15 protein-coding genes are annotated in these 16,628 nt (G+C 60.4%); 10 read left to right on the top strand and 5 right to left on the bottom strand.

The features are described 5' to 3' along the window. Positions 1-64 precede the first annotated feature (64 nt). Positions 65-769 (top strand): type 1 glutamine amidotransferase domain-containing protein, encoded by a 705-nt coding sequence (locus ACVWSC_RS15895; RefSeq protein WP_442107660.1) that lies wholly within the window; start codon positions 65-67, stop codon positions 767-769. Positions 770-940: 171 nt separating this feature from the next. Continuing rightward, positions 941-1,690 (top strand): CSS-motif domain-containing protein, encoded by a 750-nt coding sequence (locus ACVWSC_RS15900; protein ID WP_442107662.1) that lies wholly within the window; start codon positions 941-943, stop codon positions 1,688-1,690. Positions 1,691-2,206: 516 nt separating this feature from the next. Here the strand turns inward: ACVWSC_RS15900 and hppD are convergent. Further along, positions 2,207-3,283 (bottom strand): 4-hydroxyphenylpyruvate dioxygenase, encoded by a 1,077-nt coding sequence (hppD, locus tag ACVWSC_RS15905; RefSeq protein ID WP_442107664.1) that lies wholly within the window; start codon positions 3,281-3,283, stop codon positions 2,207-2,209. Between the two features lie 308 nt (positions 3,284-3,591). Between hppD and ACVWSC_RS15910 the strand changes: the two genes are divergently transcribed. After that, positions 3,592-5,172 (top strand): EAL domain-containing protein, encoded by a 1,581-nt coding sequence (locus ACVWSC_RS15910; RefSeq protein ID WP_442107666.1) that lies wholly within the window; start codon positions 3,592-3,594, stop codon positions 5,170-5,172. Between the two features lie 32 nt (positions 5,173-5,204). Then, on the top strand, positions 5,205-6,092 hold the full coding sequence (gene rarD, locus ACVWSC_RS15915; protein WP_442107668.1) for an EamA family transporter RarD: 888 nt from the start codon (positions 5,205-5,207) through the stop codon (positions 6,090-6,092). Here the strand turns inward: rarD and ACVWSC_RS15920 are convergent. Beyond that, a complete protein-coding gene (locus ACVWSC_RS15920; RefSeq protein ID WP_442107670.1) occupies positions 6,055-7,626 on the bottom strand; it encodes a TerC family protein in 1,572 nt (523 codons plus the stop codon). The two genes, rarD and ACVWSC_RS15920, sit on opposite strands and share 38 nt — an antisense overlap. A 285-nt stretch (positions 7,627-7,911) precedes the next feature. On the opposite strand from ACVWSC_RS15920, the gene ACVWSC_RS15925 reads away from it, so the two are divergent. After that, positions 7,912-8,499, top strand: coding sequence for a LysE family translocator (locus tag ACVWSC_RS15925; protein WP_442107672.1), 588 nt, complete (start codon positions 7,912-7,914; stop codon positions 8,497-8,499). Here the strand turns inward: ACVWSC_RS15925 and ACVWSC_RS15930 are convergent. Then, entirely contained in the window at positions 8,488-9,273 is a 786-nt protein-coding gene (locus ACVWSC_RS15930) for an AraC family transcriptional regulator (RefSeq protein WP_442107674.1), read from the bottom strand. The genes ACVWSC_RS15925 and ACVWSC_RS15930 overlap by 12 nt on opposite strands. 5 nt (positions 9,274-9,278) lie before the next feature. Then, positions 9,279-9,821 carry a helix-turn-helix domain-containing protein gene (locus tag ACVWSC_RS15935; protein ID WP_442107676.1) on the bottom strand — a complete coding sequence of 181 codons (543 nt, stop codon included), beginning with the start codon at positions 9,819-9,821 and terminating at the stop codon, positions 9,279-9,281. 159 nt (positions 9,822-9,980) lie between these two features. Between ACVWSC_RS15935 and ACVWSC_RS15940 the strand changes: the two genes are divergently transcribed. The 3 genes from ACVWSC_RS15940 (at position 9,981) to ACVWSC_RS15950 (ending at position 13,386) form a co-directional block, all read left to right on the top strand. Then, positions 9,981-10,763, top strand: a complete 783-nt coding sequence (locus ACVWSC_RS15940) for an aldolase (RefSeq protein ID WP_442107678.1) — start codon at positions 9,981-9,983, stop codon at positions 10,761-10,763. A gap of 38 nt (positions 10,764-10,801) precedes the next feature. Further along, positions 10,802-11,686, top strand: a complete 885-nt coding sequence (locus tag ACVWSC_RS15945) for a dihydrodipicolinate synthase family protein (RefSeq protein ID WP_442107680.1) — start codon at positions 10,802-10,804, stop codon at positions 11,684-11,686. Between the two features lie 224 nt (positions 11,687-11,910). After that, positions 11,911-13,386: a catalase gene (locus ACVWSC_RS15950; RefSeq protein WP_442114313.1), complete on the top strand. Its 1,476-nt coding sequence runs from the start codon at positions 11,911-11,913 to the stop codon at positions 13,384-13,386. A gap of 3 nt (positions 13,387-13,389) precedes the next feature. Here the strand turns inward: ACVWSC_RS15950 and ACVWSC_RS15955 are convergent, their stop codons facing one another. After that, positions 13,390-14,409, bottom strand: a complete 1,020-nt coding sequence (locus ACVWSC_RS15955) for an AraC family transcriptional regulator (protein WP_442107682.1) — start codon at positions 14,407-14,409, stop codon at positions 13,390-13,392. Between the two features lie 168 nt (positions 14,410-14,577). Here ACVWSC_RS15955 and ACVWSC_RS15960 point away from each other — a divergent pair, with 168 nt between their 5' ends. Together ACVWSC_RS15960 and ACVWSC_RS15965 are read left to right on the top strand one after the other, a co-directional pair. Further along, positions 14,578-15,762 (top strand): acetyl-CoA C-acyltransferase family protein, encoded by a 1,185-nt coding sequence (locus ACVWSC_RS15960; RefSeq protein ID WP_442107684.1) that lies wholly within the window; start codon positions 14,578-14,580, stop codon positions 15,760-15,762. Positions 15,763-15,779: 17 nt separating this feature from the next. Then, a complete protein-coding gene (locus ACVWSC_RS15965; protein ID WP_442107686.1) occupies positions 15,780-16,628 on the top strand; it encodes a 3-hydroxybutyryl-CoA dehydrogenase in 849 nt (282 codons plus the stop codon).

Consider the following 16,628-nt stretch of genomic DNA (forward strand, 5'->3'; position numbering starts at 1 on the left):
TGCTGTAGGGGTTTACCTTGGCGATCCGGACAGGCCGGGTTCGCCCCATCAAGGGAGCCTGATGATGAGCAAGAAGATGCTGGTGGTGCTGACCAATACGGCCAAATACCCGACACTCAAGCGCGCCACCGGGCTTTGGCTGGGTGAGGCGGTGCATTTCGTCAATAAAGTTCAGGAAGCGGGCTACACCGTCGACTACGTCAGTCCAACGGGGGGCTATGTACCCATCGACCCCCACAGCCTGAGCATGGCCCAAGACATCGACTGGCAATGGTACAACGACAAGGCCTTCATGAATCGCCTAGGCACCACTTTCAGCCCGGGACAGGTCAAGGCTCAAGACTACGTCGCGATCTATTATGCTGGCGGACACGGCGTGATCTGGGATTTCCCTGACAATGCCGGCCTGCAAGACCTGGCTCGCCGTATTTTCGAAGCCGGTGGCGTTGTCGCCTCGGTGTGCCACGGCGCCGTCGGGCTGCTCAATATCAAGCTCAGCGACAACACCCTGCTGGTCAAGGACCGAGAAGTCACCGGTTTCTCCAACGTCGAAGAACAGCTGGCCGAACTGGACAAGGTCGTGCCGTACCTGACCGAGAACGAGCTTGGAGCCCGGGGTGGGCTGTACCTTAAAGCAGAGAATCCTTGGGAAGCCTTTGCTGTCGCCGATCAGAAAGAAGGCCGTTTGGTCACTGGCCAGAACCCCGCCTCCGGAGCCGCGGTTGCCGAACTGGTCATCAAGGCCCTGTCTACGGGCAAGCGCGCTTGACCTTGCCATCACGCTGAAGGGTACTACAACGGCTGAAAATAGCGCCTACAGGCGCCTAAGATCCAGTTCTCTATGCTGATCCTCCGTTCAGCATAGAGGCATCCCTACATGGTCCCACACTCCCACGCCGGGCGTAGCCTGATCGAGTTTCTGGTTACGCTTCTGATCGGAATGGCGCCGATCGCCTGCGGCCTGTTTGTACTGACGTTGCAAGTCGACCGTAAGCAAGAAGAAACCATTGACGTGACCGCACGCGAAGCCGTGTACATCATCGACAGGGTGATCGAGACCCTGCAAACCACTGGCACACAGGCCATGCGGCTGACCGGCCAGGCGTGCGACTCAATTTTGCCGCACCTGCGCGAAGAGGCGGTCAGGCAGCCAAACGTACGCTCGCTGGCGCTGGAGAAAGAAGGTCGAATCTACTGCAGCACCCTGTATGGCAGCACCGATATCTCGATCGACCCCAGTAGCTACGTCAATGGACGCCTGCGCATCTTTACCGGCGACCGTGCGACCCCTGGTTCTGCGATCTTGTTGTACCGGATGCAAGCAAGTGGCTATGCCACAGTCACCTCGGCAAACTTGCGTGCCCTGCAGGCCGAACTGCTGGGTTTTCAGAACGCTGTAGTGTTGAGCCTGGACTTTGGCGGGCATCACGTTTGGGCCACCGGCAACGGCGAGCGTTATCAAATACCCGATCACGCCGAAAACACGACGCAACTTACCTCGCAGCGATATGGCTATACGGTCACTGCGGGCTATCCCGCCGGTGAATCCTGGGATGTCATCAAGCAGTCGATGAAGGCCGTCATGCCCTCTCTGCTGTTGGTTGGAATCATGACCTCTGCCGCCGCCTATTGGGGGTTGTTCAGGAGAAACAAACCTCGCGCTCATCCGCGACCAGAAACACTTCGCTGAGATGCCTGGTAGGATTGGCCTGAGGGCTGCGGGCTTATCCAATTGCTGTGGTGGCACCATTGGCCCCTTCCGCCCTTACGGCGGCCTACTTTGCTCTTGGGCAAAGTAGGCAAAGCCGCTGGCTCCTGCATCTGGCCCTACGCTGCGCTTCGGGTTCCTTCCTTCCGGCATTGCTCCCGCGAGGACTGCCCGTCACCTCACTACGCAAAACCTCCACTCAGCCTCCTGAAGTCGCAAACTGTGTCGCCTGATCCACCGCAGAGGTGCCTTTAGGGCTTGACCCGGTAGGAGCGGGCTTGCCCCGCGATCTGGCGCGATACAGCAAATCGCGGGGCAAGCCCGCTCCCACCGGCAGGGCCGGATGCAGGGGCCAGTGGTGCCACCACAGCAAATGGATAAGCCCGCAGCCCTCGAAGCCAAAGCCAAAGCCAACCCGTCCCCCGACAATCCGTGAAGCACCAAAAAAAAGGCCACTGAGGAAACCCTCAATGGCCTTTTGCCGACTGCTGAACAGAATTACTCGACGTTCAGCACACCACGGCGCACCTGGTCACGTTCAATCGATTCGAACAGGGCCTTGAAGTTACCCTCGCCGAAGCCATCGTCACCCTTGCGCTGGATGAATTCGAAGAACACCGGCCCCATCAGGGTTTCCGAGAAGATCTGCAGCAGCAGACGCTTGTCGCCCGGCTGCGAAGAACCATCCAGCAGAATACCGCGCGCCTGCAGTTCGCCCACCGGCTCACCGTGGCCAGGCAAGCGACCTTCAAGCATCTCGTAGTAGGTTTCTGGCGGCGCGGTCATAAAGCGCATGCCCAGCTTCTTCAAGGCATCCCAGCTCTGCAGCAGGTCATCGCTGAGGAAGGCCACGTGCTGGATGCCTTCACCGTTGAACTGCATCAGGAACTCTTCGATCTGCCCGGCGCCCTTGGACGACTCTTCGTTCAACGGGATACGGATCATGCCATCGGGTGCAGTCATGGCCTTGGAGGTCAGGCCGGTGTACTCACCCTTGATGTCGAAGTAACGGATTTCGCGGAAGTTGAACAGCTTCTCGTAGAACGCCGCCCAATAGGCCATGCGCCCACGGTAAACGTTGTGCGTCAGGTGATCGATGATCTTCAGGCCGGCACCGACCGGGTGGCGGTCTACGCCTTCAATGAAGTTGAAGTCGATGTCATAGATCGAGCTGCCTTCTTCGAAACGGTCGATCAGGTACAGCGGCGCGCCACCGATACCCTTGATCGCCGGCAAGCGCAGTTCCATCGGGCCGGTCTCGATTTCCACTGGCTGAGCACCCAGTTCCAGGGCGCGGGCGTACGCCTCATGGGCATTGCGCACACGGAAGGCCATACCGCAGACCGAAGGGCCGTGTTCGGCAGCAAAGTAGGAGGCGATGCTTTTCGGTTCGTTGTTCAAAATCAGGTTGATGCCACCCTGGCGATACAGGTGCACATCTTTGGAGCGGTGGGTTGCCACCTTGGTGAAACCCATGATCTGGAAAATCGGTTCCAGGGCGCCTGGGGTTGGCGATGCGAATTCGATGAATTCGAAGCCCATCAGGCCCATCGGGTTTTCAAAAATGTCGGCCATGTTCATTACCTCATCATCAAAGCGCTAAAAACAGAAATTACTTGCTATCGATGTCGAGCGAAGATGGCGGCGCGCAGGAGATGCCCCTCACACTGCGTGCGAGGTAGTCACCATAAATCAGCTTGAACCCATGACACTTCATATGGACCCATTCTCGGCGGGTTGATTCTTCAATGGCGAAGAACCTTATTATTGTATGCGTAAGGTGATTCTACAGTGCGTAATAGATTTTGTCGCACTTTAAGTTCAAGCACGATCCCGACGTACGGCTATCCTCTGCACAGTGTGGTTCTTTCAGGTTAGTCGCTATGCCCTTCTCGGTAAAACGCAGGCCCACGCGTCTGTGGCGTACAGTCTTGCCCTGGCTGGTAGGCGCCTTGCCTATGGCGTTTGGCTTGTTGATCATGCACTGGCAAGCCGAGCGCGAGCTGCAAAGCCGCAGCGAGGCCAGTACACGGCAAGTGGTCGCGCAGATCGAGCACATCCTCGACAACATCTCCGACGCCGCCAAAGCACTGCTGCCAATCGCCGGGCAACCCTGTTCCGAGCAATCACTTGCGCTGCGCGAGCAGGTGGTTCGCCATGCCTATGTACGCTCTACCAACCTTGAATACCGCGGCGAGCTGTATTGCAGCTCACTGTTCGGTGACTACAGCGAGCCCGTCAACAGCAGCGACTACTACCACGGCCAGCTCTGGCTGATGGACGGTAATTCGGTAACCCCGGGCCATCCGTTGCTGGTGTACCGCACGTCTGCCAGCGATCGCGGTGCTATCAGCACTGCCGACGGTGAACATCTGGTTGGCGCGCTGCACCTGCTCGACGACGATACCCGGCTGATTCTGCAAGTCGGCCCGAACTGGATGAACCAGCGTGGTGAGGTTCACAAAGGCCCCAAACCTGAACCGCAAGTGGCCCTCAACGAGCTCAGCTCCTTGCGCTACCCCTTTTCGATCCACGGTGGATACGACCAGGGCAAGGTCGGCAAGCTGATGCGCAGCGAGTACCCGGCCTTGTTCGGCTTGCTGATTCTGCTCGGCGCCATGGCTGCCGTTACCTGCTACTGGCAACTGCGCCGGGCCAGTTCGCCGCGCGTCGAACTGCAGCGCGCCCTTGAGGCCGACGAGTTCGTGCCCTACTTCCAGCCGGTGGTGCGCAAGGGCGACTATCAATGGGCCGGTGTCGAGGTGCTGATGCGCTGGCAGCATCCACGCGAAGGTCTGGTCAGCCCGGACCTGTTCATTCCCTATGCCGAACATAGCGGCCAGATCGTGCCCATGACGCGTCAGCTCATGGAGCGTACTGCCCACGTACTGGCACCCTGCGTCGAACATATGGACAACGGCTTTCATATCGCCATCAACATTACTGCCGACCATTGCCAGGACCTGGCGTTGCTGGACGACTGCCGGGCATTTCTGGCGGCCTTTCCAGCCAATCGGGTAAAACTGACCCTGGAGCTGACCGAACGCAAACTCATCTCTCCCAGCGCGCTGACCCACTCGTTGTTCGCCGGGCTGCATGAACTGGGCGTGCTGATTGCCCTGGACGATTTCGGTACCGGGCAATCCAGTTTGGCGTACCTGCGCCAGTTTCAGGTGGACTACCTGAAGATCGACCAGAGCTTTGTCGCTATGATTGGCGGTGACGCCCTGTCCTTGCACATTCTCGACAGCATCATCGAGCTATCGAGCAAGCTGGGCCTGGGCATCGTTGCCGAAGGGGTCGAGACTGAAGCCCAACGTGACTATCTGGCTCGGCACAACGTCGATTTCCAGCAAGGCTACCTGTTCGCCCGGCCGATGTCGGCTGAGGCGTTTGTCGAGGCGCTGCAGGTACAAGGTCTGACGTCGGCACCTGATCAACCGGCGCTGATCAACAGTGGCTGAGCGCCGTTCTTTTTCCTGCTATAGAGGCCCTCGTGTCCAAAGGCATCATTTCATCGGTCACAGCGTCCTGCCTGTTTGCCGTCATGTATTTCTACACCTCGCTGCTGACCCCGCTGGACGGTGAAGAAGTGTTCGGTTGGCGCACCCTGCTGACCCTGCCCTGCCTGACCCTGTTCATGCTGCTGAGCAAAGACTGGCCACTGGTGACCGGCTTGCTCAAGCGCATTCGGCAAACACCGGTGTTGTTGCTGGGACAGATCGGCACCTCATCGTTGCTGGGTGTGCAACTCTGGCTGTTTCTCTGGGCGCCGTTGCACGGCCGTAGCCTGGAAGTGTCGCTGGGCTATTTCCTGTTGCCGCTGGCCATGGTGCTGACCGGCCGTGTGGTTTACGGCGAGCGCCTGTCACGCCTGCAGACCATTGCCGTGGCCTGTGCGGCGACCGGCGTCGGGCACGAGCTGTATCAGCACGGCAGCTTTGCCTGGGAGACCCTGGTGGTCACCATCGGCTACCCGCTGTACTTCGTGCTGCGGCGTAAATGTCGCACCGATCACCTGGGCGGCCTGTGGGCCGACATGTGCCTGCTGCTGCCCGCTGCGCTGTACTTTGTCATCCAGGGCCCATTGAGCGCCCAGGACCTGGTCGAACACCCGGCCCTGTACGCGTTGATTCCAATCTTGGGGGTGATCAGCGCACTGGCGCTGATCTGCTATGTGCTGGCAAGCCGCCAGTTGGCCTTCAGTCTGTTCGGCTTGCTCAGCTATGTGGAGCCGGTGTTGCTGGTGGCCGTGGCCCTGCTACTGGGCGAGACCATCGGCCCCGACCAGTGGCTGACCTACCTGCCGATCTGGCTGGCGGTGCTGGTGCTGATCCTTGAGGGCATCAAGCACCTGCTGCGCCATCAACGGCGCTCGGTGTAAGGCGCACTTCGCGCACGCGACGCTCCTCCACCGCGACCACCGTCATTCTCCAGTTGTTCCAGACCAGGCTGTCACCGACCACAGGCAGCCGGTCAAGCAGGCTCATCACCAGGCCCGCGAGGGTCTGGTAATCCTCGGTGGGTTTGGCGGCAAAGCCTGTGCGCGCCTGAATCTGGCTCAGGTTCAAGGCACCACTGACGACGAAGCCGTCAGCGTCCTCGATAATTCCAGGCCCCTCCACCTCACTGGCATCGGGCAACTCACCGGCAATCGACTCAAGGATGTCGGTCATGGTCAGGACACCGGTGAAATCACCGAATTCGTTGACCACAAAGGCAATGTGCGTCGACTCGTTGCGCATCTGTTCCAAGGCGTTGAGGATGCTGAAACTCTCCAGCAAATTCAGCGGTGCGCGCACCAGGCTTTCGAGGTCGGGTTCGTTGCCGGCCAACAGTTCCTTGAGCAGTTCCTTCTTGTGTACGAAGCCCAGCGGTTCTTCGATGCGACCATGACGGATCAGTGGCAAACGCGAATACGACGAGTGCATCAACGTTGTGCGAATGGCTTCAGGCGACTGCGCCAGGTCGATCGCGTCAACCTTGGCGCGCACCGTCATCAGCGTTTTGATCGGGCGTTCGGCAAGGTTCAGTACGCCACTGATCATCACCCGCTCACGCCGGTCGAACAGCACCTGCTCTTCACCACCTTCGACCAGATCGGCAATTTCCTCACCGACCTCGTCGGCCTCGATACGCCGCCCACCGAGCAGACGCATCACCGCATGGGCGGTACGCTCACGCAACGGCCGATGCTGCTGCAGGCTGCGCTTGCGACGAGCACGGGCGACCTGGTTGAACAGCTCGACCAGAATCGAGAAGCCGATGGCCGCATACAAGTAGCCTTTCGGAATATGGAAGCCCAGGCCTTCGGCGGTAAGGCTGAAACCGATCATCATCAAGAAGCCCAGACACAGCATGATCACGGTCGGGTGGCTGTTGACGAAGCGAGTCAGCGGTTTGCTGGCGACGATCATGATACCGATGGAGAAAATCACCGCGATCATCATCACCGACAAGTGCTCGACCATACCCACGGCAGTAATCACCGCATCCAGCGAAAACACCGCATCGAGCACCACGATCTGCGCCACGATCGGCCAGAACGCCGCATGGCGGGTGCTGCCGTTGCTCTGGGCGACATGGCCTTCAAGGCGTTCGTGCAACTCCATGGTGGCCTTGAACAACAGGAACACACCACCGAAGAGCATGATCAGGTCGCGGCCGGAGAAACTCTTGCCCAATACCTCGATCAACGGCGCGGTGAGCGTCACCATCCACGAGATACTGGCCAGCAGGCCCAAACGCATGATCAACGCCAGGGACAAACCGATTACCCGCGCGCGGTCGCGCTGATGAGGCGGTAGTTTGTCGGCAAGGATCGCGATGAACACCAGGTTGTCGATACCCAGTACCAGCTCAAGAACAATCAGCGTGGCAAGGCCCAGCCAGGCCGTAGGGTCGGCTAGCCATTCCATGGGCGAGTACTCACAGGGGCGAACAACGGGGAAACGTCACAAGGACGGGGGAATGGCCGGGACGGCCAGGTACTGGGGGGCTCCGAGAACGAAGTCATATCAACCTGAAATCAATTGGGGACGTGATCCTACAATTGCAGCAGGGATTTCTAATAGTGCGAAACTATTTCAAATTCTGTATCTGAACTCGCCCGCCGAGAAACAAGCTGCCAGGGTAATTTCCTTCAATACCCTTACCTGCTCAGCCCTCAGACTCAGTCACCCTCTCCCTAAGGATGAACCTTCATGAGCCTGACGCTTTCAATGGCCGCCTTTGCCCTGGCGGCCTCCATCTCCCCTGGCCCGGTCAACATCGTTGCCTTGGGCAGCGGCGCCCGCTACGGCCTGCGCGCAAGCTTGCGGCACGTCACAGGCGCTACCGTGGGTTTCAGCCTGCTGCTGTTGCTGATCGGCCTGGGCTTGCACGAGCTGCTGCGCCATTGGCCTGGCATGACACAGGTGCTGCATGCTGGCGGCGTGGCGTTCTTGCTGTACATGGCCTGGAAACTGGCCAGCGACCGCGGCGAACTGGCGCCCGGCAACACGCAGGCGGCACCGTCGATGCTGGCCGGTGCCACCCTGCAGTGGCTCAACCCCAAGGCGTGGCTGGCCAGTGTGGCCGGCGTCGGCGCCTACGTGGGTGAAGGTGAAACCGCCCTGCTCTGGCAATTTGTCGGGATCTATTTTGTGATCTGCTACCTGTCGGTCGCCAGCTGGGCCTGGGCCGGCAGCCTGATCAGCCAGTACCTGGGCAATGCGCGCCGCGTGCGTGTGTTCAACCGAGTGCTGGCGGCGCTGTTGGTTGGCAGTGCGCTGTACCTGTTAGCGGGCTGACCGGTAGTGCCCCGGGGTCGCGGCCAGGTGGCGTTTGAAGGCACGCTGCAGATGGGCCTGGTCGGCAAATCCGGACTCCAGCGCCACCTCGGCGATCAGCGCGCCGCGACGCAGCCGTGCGCGTGCGTACTGCACCCGCTGATCCAGCAGGTAACCGTGTGGCGTAAGGCCGAAGTGCTGTTTGAACGCCCGGATCAGGTATGAAGTGGACAGCCCTGCGGCTTCGCTGATGTCTTCGAGCCGCAGTGGCAAGGTGCAGTGTTCTCGGATATAGGCTGCGGCGACCAATAAGCCCGGATTGACCCCGCGCACCGCCGGTACATCGCAGGGCAGGCGCTGGATCAACTCACTGAAGAAAATACAGGCTGCGGCGTGCTTGCTGGCCACACTGCACTGATCGTCCACCAGCAAGGCGTGCAGCTGGCACAGCGCCTGGTACAGGTAAGGCGAGCGACTGCTGAGTACGTCGAACGGCTGAAAGCCAAGGGCGTGTAGCCAGGGCAGGTCCACATACAGCATCAGGTACGACCAGGGCTCATCTTCGATCGGGTTGCAGTGATGCACCACACCTGGATTCATCAGCACGACCGTACCTGCGTCGATCTGCTGATGCTGGTCGCCACTGACATAGGTGCTGCGCCCAGCCGTGATCGCGCCGATGGAAAAACCCTCGTGCGAATGCGGTGCATAACAGACCGTACGCCCATCCGCGACACTGCGCGCCTCGATGAAAGGCAGTGCCGGGTCACGCCAGAACCGCGACTGGCTGCTCATCGCCATCAATCCTCAGCGTCGTGCACCACCACCAGCAATTGCGCCTGCTGCTCACCCAGCGAGCGCAGACGGTGTGGGGTCTGGGCGTTGAAATACAAGGCATCACCGCGCTCGAGAATCACCCGCTCGCTCATGAAGTCCACCTCCACCTGGCCTTCGTGGACGAACAGGAACTCCTCGCCCAGGTGCTCCTTGAACGTCGAATCACTGAAGTCGCGCGGCGGGCTGATGATGAACGGTAGCAGGCTGCGGCTGCCGATGTGGTTCGCCAATACGGCATACCCTGGCCCCTGGGCGCTGCCCGACAGCGCCTGACGCTCACCACTGCGTACCAGGCTGAAACGTGCCTGGCCCGGTGTGTCCTCGGCAAACAGCTCTTCGACATTGACCCCCAAAGCCCGCGCCAGCTTCAACGCGGCGGCAATCGAGGGGGTGTTGAGGCCGCGCTCAACCTTGGAGAGGTAGCTTTTGGTCATGCCGGACTTTTCGGCCAACACTTCCAAGGTGATCCCCAGTTTTTTTCTCAGCAATTTCAATCGGATAGACATGCGGTGCAATTTTCCCAGTGCCACGGGCAAGCTTTTTCTTGCTAATGACACATTGTGTCATTTATCCTTTTTTGTGTCATCCGCTTGACCGCCCCTCCACCTTCCAAGTAGCCGGGGCGGGCCAGCCTGACATTTCTCTTCACCATTGAGGATATCCCCATGGCCAAGACTCTGGCACTGCCCAAGGACCAACTGATTAAGCAGGCCCTTACACAGATGCAAGGCTCGCTTGCCGATAATACGTGGACTGCACGGGAAAAGCTGGCCCTGACCTGCCGAATTCTGTTCGACAACGGTCACGACTCCGGCCTGGCCGGGCAAATAAGTACCCGCGGGCCGCAACCGGGCACCTTTTACACGCAACAACTGGGGCTGGGTTTCGATGAAATTACCACCAGCAACCTACTGCTAGTCAATGAAGACCTTGAAGTGCTCGAAGGTCAGGGTATGCCCAACCCGGCCAATCGCTTTCACAGCTGGGTATACCGGGCGCGTCCGGATGTGAACTGCATCATTCACACCCATCCGACCCATGTCGCCGCCCTGTCGATGCTGGAAGTACCGCTGCAGGTGTCACACATGGACCTCTGCCCACTGTATGACGACTGCGCCTTTCTGCAGGCCTGGCCGGGCGTGCCGGTCGGTAACGAAGAAGGTGAAATCATCAGCGCCGCCCTGGGCGACAAGCGCGCCATCGTGCTCTCGCATCACGGCCAACTGTCGACCGGCGCCAGCATCGAAGAGGCTTGTGTCATCGCCCAATTGATCGAGCGTGCGGCCAAGCTGCAACTGCTGGCCATGGCTGCGGGTGAAATCAAGCCGATTGAACCGGCACTGGGCCGTGAAGCCCACGACTGGATCTCACGCCCGAAGCGCCACAGCGCCGCCTTCAACTACTATGCGCGCCAGTGCCTGCGGGTGCATGCCGACTGCCTGAGCTGATTGTTCGCCCTATTTGCCTTCCTTGCGGAGTACTTTTCATGAGCACTAAATTTCACGGCATCATCGGCTACACCATCACCCCGTTCAGCAGTGACGGTCAGCACCTTGACCTGCCAGCCCTGGGCCAATCCATCGATCGTCTGATTGCCGGTGGCGTGCATGCCATCGCACCGCTGGGCAGCACCGGTGAAGGCGCCTACCTGAGTGATCGGGAATGGGAACAGGCCACTGAATTCAGCCTCGCACACATCGCCGGGCGGGTACCTACCATTGTCAGTGTCTCGGACCTCACCACCGCCGGCGCCATCCGCCGCGCAGGCTTTGCCCAGGCCCATGGCGCCGACGCGGTGATGGTGTTGCCAACCGCCTACTGGAAGCTCAGCGAAGCGGAAATCTTCGAGCATTACCGGGCCATCGGTGCCAGCATCGACATCCCGATCATGCTCTACAACAACCCCGCCACCAGCGGCACCGACATGTCGGTGGAGCTGATCTTGCGCATCGTGCGTGAGGTGGAGAATGTCACCATGGTCAAGGAGAGTACCGGCGACATTCAACGCATGCATAAACTGCAACTGCTCGGCGAGGGCAAGGTGCCGTTCTACAACGGTTGCAACCCCCTGGCCCTGGAAGCGTTCATCGCCGGTGCCAGCGGTTGGTGCACGGCCGCGGCCAACCTGATTCCCGAGCTCAATCAGTCGCTGTACAAGGCCGTGGTGGCCAACGACCTGAAAACCGCCAAGGCCGTGTTCTACCGGCAGTTGCCGCTACTGGACTTCATCCTCAAGGCGGGCCTGCCGGCAACGGTCAAGGCGGGTCTGGGCATTTGTGGTTTGTCGGTGGGCGAGCCACGCCGACCGGTGTTCGCCCTGAATCAGGCCGGGACCGATCACCTGCGCACGCTGTTGCAAGAACTGCGCTGATTCCAGCCTGGGTACCAGCCGCCTGTTGCGCGGCTGGTTCTACACCACGGCCTATCCTTTCAATCTTCAATGCCCTACACGCCTGGGCGATCTCCCCGATAGTTCACCCGCGTGCAGGTTTCTAGCATCGCTTGGGCACTTCCCCGATAAATTTGGAGCAGTAGTCCATGATCAAGAAGATCAACACCCACGCACGTTGCACACTGGGTTTACTCGCCTCGGTGATGATTGCCAGCAGCGCGGTCGCCACGCCATTGACCCGCGATAACGGCGCCCCGGTCGGCGACGACCAGCACTCGCAAACCGCCGGCAGCAACGGCCCTACCCTGCTACAAGATGTACACCTGATCCAGAAACTGCAACGCTTCGACCGTGAGCGAATTCCTGAGCGCGTGGTACATGCCCGTGGCACCGGTGCCCACGGTGAGTTCATGGCCTCTGGCGACATCTCCGATCTGACCCTGGCCAAGGTATTCACACCCGGTCAGAAAACCCCGGTTTTTGTGCGTTTCTCCTCCGTCGTACACGGCACCCACTCGCCCGAAACCCTGCGTGATCCGCGCGGCTTCGCCACCCGTTTCTATACCGCCGACGGTAACTGGGACCTGGTCGGCAATAACTTCCCGACCTTCTTCATTCGCGACGCGATCAAGTTCCCGGACATGGTCCACGCGTTCAAGCCCGACCCTCGCTCCAACCTCGGCAACGATGCCAGGCGCTTCGACCTGTTTTCACACATGCCCGAGGCAACCCGTACGCTGACGCTGCTGTACTCCAATGAAGGTACGCCCAAGAGCTATCGGCACATGGATGGCAACAGCGTGCACGCCTACAAGTTCATCAACGCAGCGGGCGAAACGACCTATGTGAAGTTTCGCTGGAAAACCCTGCAAGGGCAGGAAAACCTCGACCCTGGTGCCGTGAGCAAAATCCAGGGACAAGACTTCAGCCACATGACCAACGACCTGGTGAGCGCTATCAATCGTGGCGATTACCCGAAGTGGGACCTGTACATTCAAACGCTAAAGCCGGAACAACTGGCCGCGATGGATTACGACCCATTGGACCCGACCAAGATCTGGCCTGATGTCCCCGAGCAGAAGATTGGCCAGATGGTGCTCAATCGCAATGTTGCCAACTTCTTCCAGGAGACCGAGCAGGTCGCCCTGGCCCCGTCCAGCCTGGTGCCCGGTATCGAACCGTCCGAAGACCGTCTGTTACAGGGGCGGCTGTTCGCCTATGCCGATACCCAGATGTACCGGGTCGGCGCCAATGCCCTGAACCTGCCGATCAACCAACCGCGGGTCAAGGTCAACAATGGCAATCAAGATGGTGCGCTCAACGGGCAACGCACGGTGGGCAGTACCAACTATGCGCCGAGCCGCCTGCAGCCCCGCGCCACCACCGAATCAGCGCGTTACAGCCAGTTGCCTGTACACGGAACCACCCAGCAGCAGCCTCTGCACCGTCAGCAGAACTTCAAGCAGGCAGGCGAACTGTTCCGTAGTTATGACCACAAAAACCGTCAGGACCTGATCAACAGCTTCGGGCAGTCGCTGCTCAGCAGCGACGACGAAAGCAAGCACATTATCCTGTCCTTCCTGTACAAAGCCGATGCCGACTACGGCAAAGGGGTCACCAAGGTCGCCAAAGGCGATCTGGCCAAAGTAAAGCAACTGGCCGCTCAGCTGCAGGATTGAGCTTCAGCGCTGGCGCAGCGCTGCCATTCGTAGCCGGTAGCTGCCCGGGCTTTCGCCGGTCCATTTCTTGAACGCGCGATGAAACGCACTGGGTTCCTGAAACCCGGTGCGTTCTGCAATCTCGGCAATGCTCATCTCCGTGGCGCGCAAGCACTCGAACGCGGTGGCGCGACGCACTTCGTCTTTGATCTGCTGATACGAGCGGCCTTCGCGCTCCAGTTGGCGGCGAAAACTGCTGGCGCTCAGGCCTTGGCGCTTGGCCATGGCCACCAGCGTTGGCCACTCACCCTGCTCGCGCTCGCGCAGGTAGCGGTACACCTGGGCTACCTGGCCATTCTGGTTGCGATAGCGAATGACCAACCATTGCGGCGCGCTGCGCAGGAAGGTTTTCAGCCCCGCCAGGTCCTGGATCACCGGCAGGCGCAGGTAATCGGCGGCAAATTCGATTTCACTCACCCCGGCGCCCAACTGCAGGTTGGGGCCCCAGAGCAGCGGGTCGTCGTCCTGTGCCGGACGCAGGTCGGTCAATGCCGTGCGGTCGATCACCAGACGCTGGCCAGCCAGCCAGCACAGCAGGCTGATCACCAGGGCCAGGAAGGTTTCTTCGGCATACACCCGGGTCAGTGGGTCGTCGATGCTGGCTTGCACGCTGATCACCGCCCGAGCGCCCTTGATCGACACGCTGCCGCGCAGGTCACGCAGGAACAGGGCAAAATTGCTCAGGCACTGGCGCAGCGCCTTGCCCAGCGTTGGCTCCTGAATCAGGCCGCGGCAGATCAGGGCGAAACTGCCAATCGGCATGCCATGGCTGTCCAGATTGAAGAACTCGTCATCCAGGGCCTGGATCAGAATCAGCCACAGGCGGGTGAAGGCCGTGGCCGGCACCCGTGCAGTGGGATCGTCGAGCACCTGCGGATCGATGCCGGCCTCGCGCAACAGCTCTGCCGCGCGCTGTGGCTGGTCGCGCAGCGCGTGCAACATGCTATGAACGAAGTAAACCGCGACTGTGTCGTTGTCCCGCATGGCGGATCTCGAAAAGGTGTGGCAAAAAATACCAGTTTCGCTGAACAGTTAAGGCATAGGCCTGGCTGAAGGCTTTGCCTAGACTCGATGGCAACCTGAACTGGCGTGGCGCGCATTCTCTCAGAGCCTGCCCCCACCCCGCCATGCTTTCGCTTACTGGAGTCGATCATGAGCACCCCGGAAATCTACGTAGTCAGCGCCGTCCGTTCGGCCATCGGCAGTTTTGGCGGCACCCTCAAGGACCTGCCACTGGCCGACCTGGCCAGCACCGTGACCCGCGCCGCCATCGAGCGTGCCGGCGTGGCACCTGAGCAGATTGGCCATGTGGTCATGGGTACCGTGATTCCTACCGAAGCCCGTGATGCCTACCTGGCGCGGGTGGCGGCAATGAACGCTGGCGTGCCAAAAGAAACCCCGGCCTTCAACGTCAACCGCCTCTGCGGTTCGGGCTTGCAAGCTATCGTTTCTGCCGCCCAGAGCCTGCTGCTCGGTGAAGCCGAGGCCGTGGTCGCCGCCGGTGCCGAATCCATGAGCCGTGGCCCTTACCTGCTGCCGCAAGCCCGTTGGGGTGCGCGTATGGGCGACCTCGCAGGCGTGGACTACATGCTCGGTGTGCTGCACGACCCGTTCGCCGGCTTCCACATGGGTATCACCGCCGAAAACGTAGCCGAGCGCAATGGCATCACCCGTCAGATGCAGGACGAAGTCGCCCTGACCAGCCAGCAGCGCGCCGCCCGTGCCATCGCCGAAGGCCGTTTCGCCAGCCAGATCGTCCCGATCGACATTCCGAGCCGCAAAGGCACTGTGCGCTTTGAAATCGACGAGCACGTGCGTGGCAACGTGACGATTGAGCAACTGAGCGGCATGAAAGCGGCGTTCAAGAAAGACGGTACCGTGACCGCCGGTAACGCCAGCGGCCTGAACGACGGCGCCGGCGCACTGGTGCTGGCCACCGGTGATTTCGTCAAACGCCACGGCCTCAAGCCGCTGGCACGCCTGGTGTCTTACGCCCATGCCGGTGTCGAGCCTGAGCTGATGGGCCTGGGCCCGGTTCCGGCAACCCGCAAAGCGCTGGCCAAAGCCGGTATTGAAGTCGCTGACCTGGACGTTATCGAATCCAACGAAGCCTTTGCCGCACAAGCGTGTGCAGTGTCTGCAGAGCTGGGCTTCGACCCGGAGAAGGTCAACCCGAACGGTTCCGGCATTTCCCTGGGCCATCCGGTCGGTGCCACCGGTGCGATCATCGCCACCAAGGCCATTCACGAACTGCAGCGTATTGAAGGCCGTTACGCGCTGGCCACCATGTGCATTGGTGGCGGTCAGGGCATCGCCGTGGTCTTCGAGCGCGTCTGAATCAAGGAGCTTGCAAGGTGAGTATTGAAAACATTGCGGTAATTGGCGCAGGCACCATGGGCAACGGTATTGCCCAGGTGTGTGCAGTGGCCGGTTACCAGGTGACCCTGATCGATGTGTCCGACGCCGCGCTGGAGCGCGGCCTGGCCACCCTGCGCAAAAACCTCGAGCGTCAGGTCAGCAAACAGACCCTGACGGCTGAAACCGCCGCGGCGGCCGTGGCACGTATCCGCACCAGCACCGACTACGCCCAGCTGCAACAGGCGCAATTGGTGATCGAGGCGGCTACCGAGAACCTCGAGCTGAAACTGCGCATCCTGCAGCAGATCGCTGCCAGCGTCAGCAGTGAGTGTGTGATTGCTACCAACACCTCGTCGCTGTCGATCACCCAACTGGGCGCAGCGGTCAGCCATCCTGAGCGGTTTATCGGCGTGCACTTCTTCAACCCCGTGCCGATGATGGCGCTGGTCGAGATCATCCGCGGCCTGCAAACCAACGACAGCACCTACGCCACGGCGTTGGCCCTGACCGAAAAAGTCGGCAAAACGCCGATCAGTGCCGGTAACCGTCCAGGTTTTGTGGTCAACCGTATCCTGGTGCCGATGATCAACGAAGCGATCTTCGTGCTCCAGGAAGGCCTGGCCAGCGCTGAAGACATCGACACCGGCATGCGCCTTGGCTGCAACCAGCCGATCGGCCCGCTGGCATTGGCTGACTTGATTGGCCTGGACACCCTGCTGGCGATCCTCGAAGCCTTCTACGAAGGCTACAACGACAGCAAATACCGCCCTGCTCCGCTGCTCAAGGAAATGGTTGCCGCCGGCTACCTGGGGCGCAAGAGCGGTCGTGGTTTCTTCACTTACTGA

This window comes from Pseudomonas sp. NUPR-002, assembly GCF_056322725.1.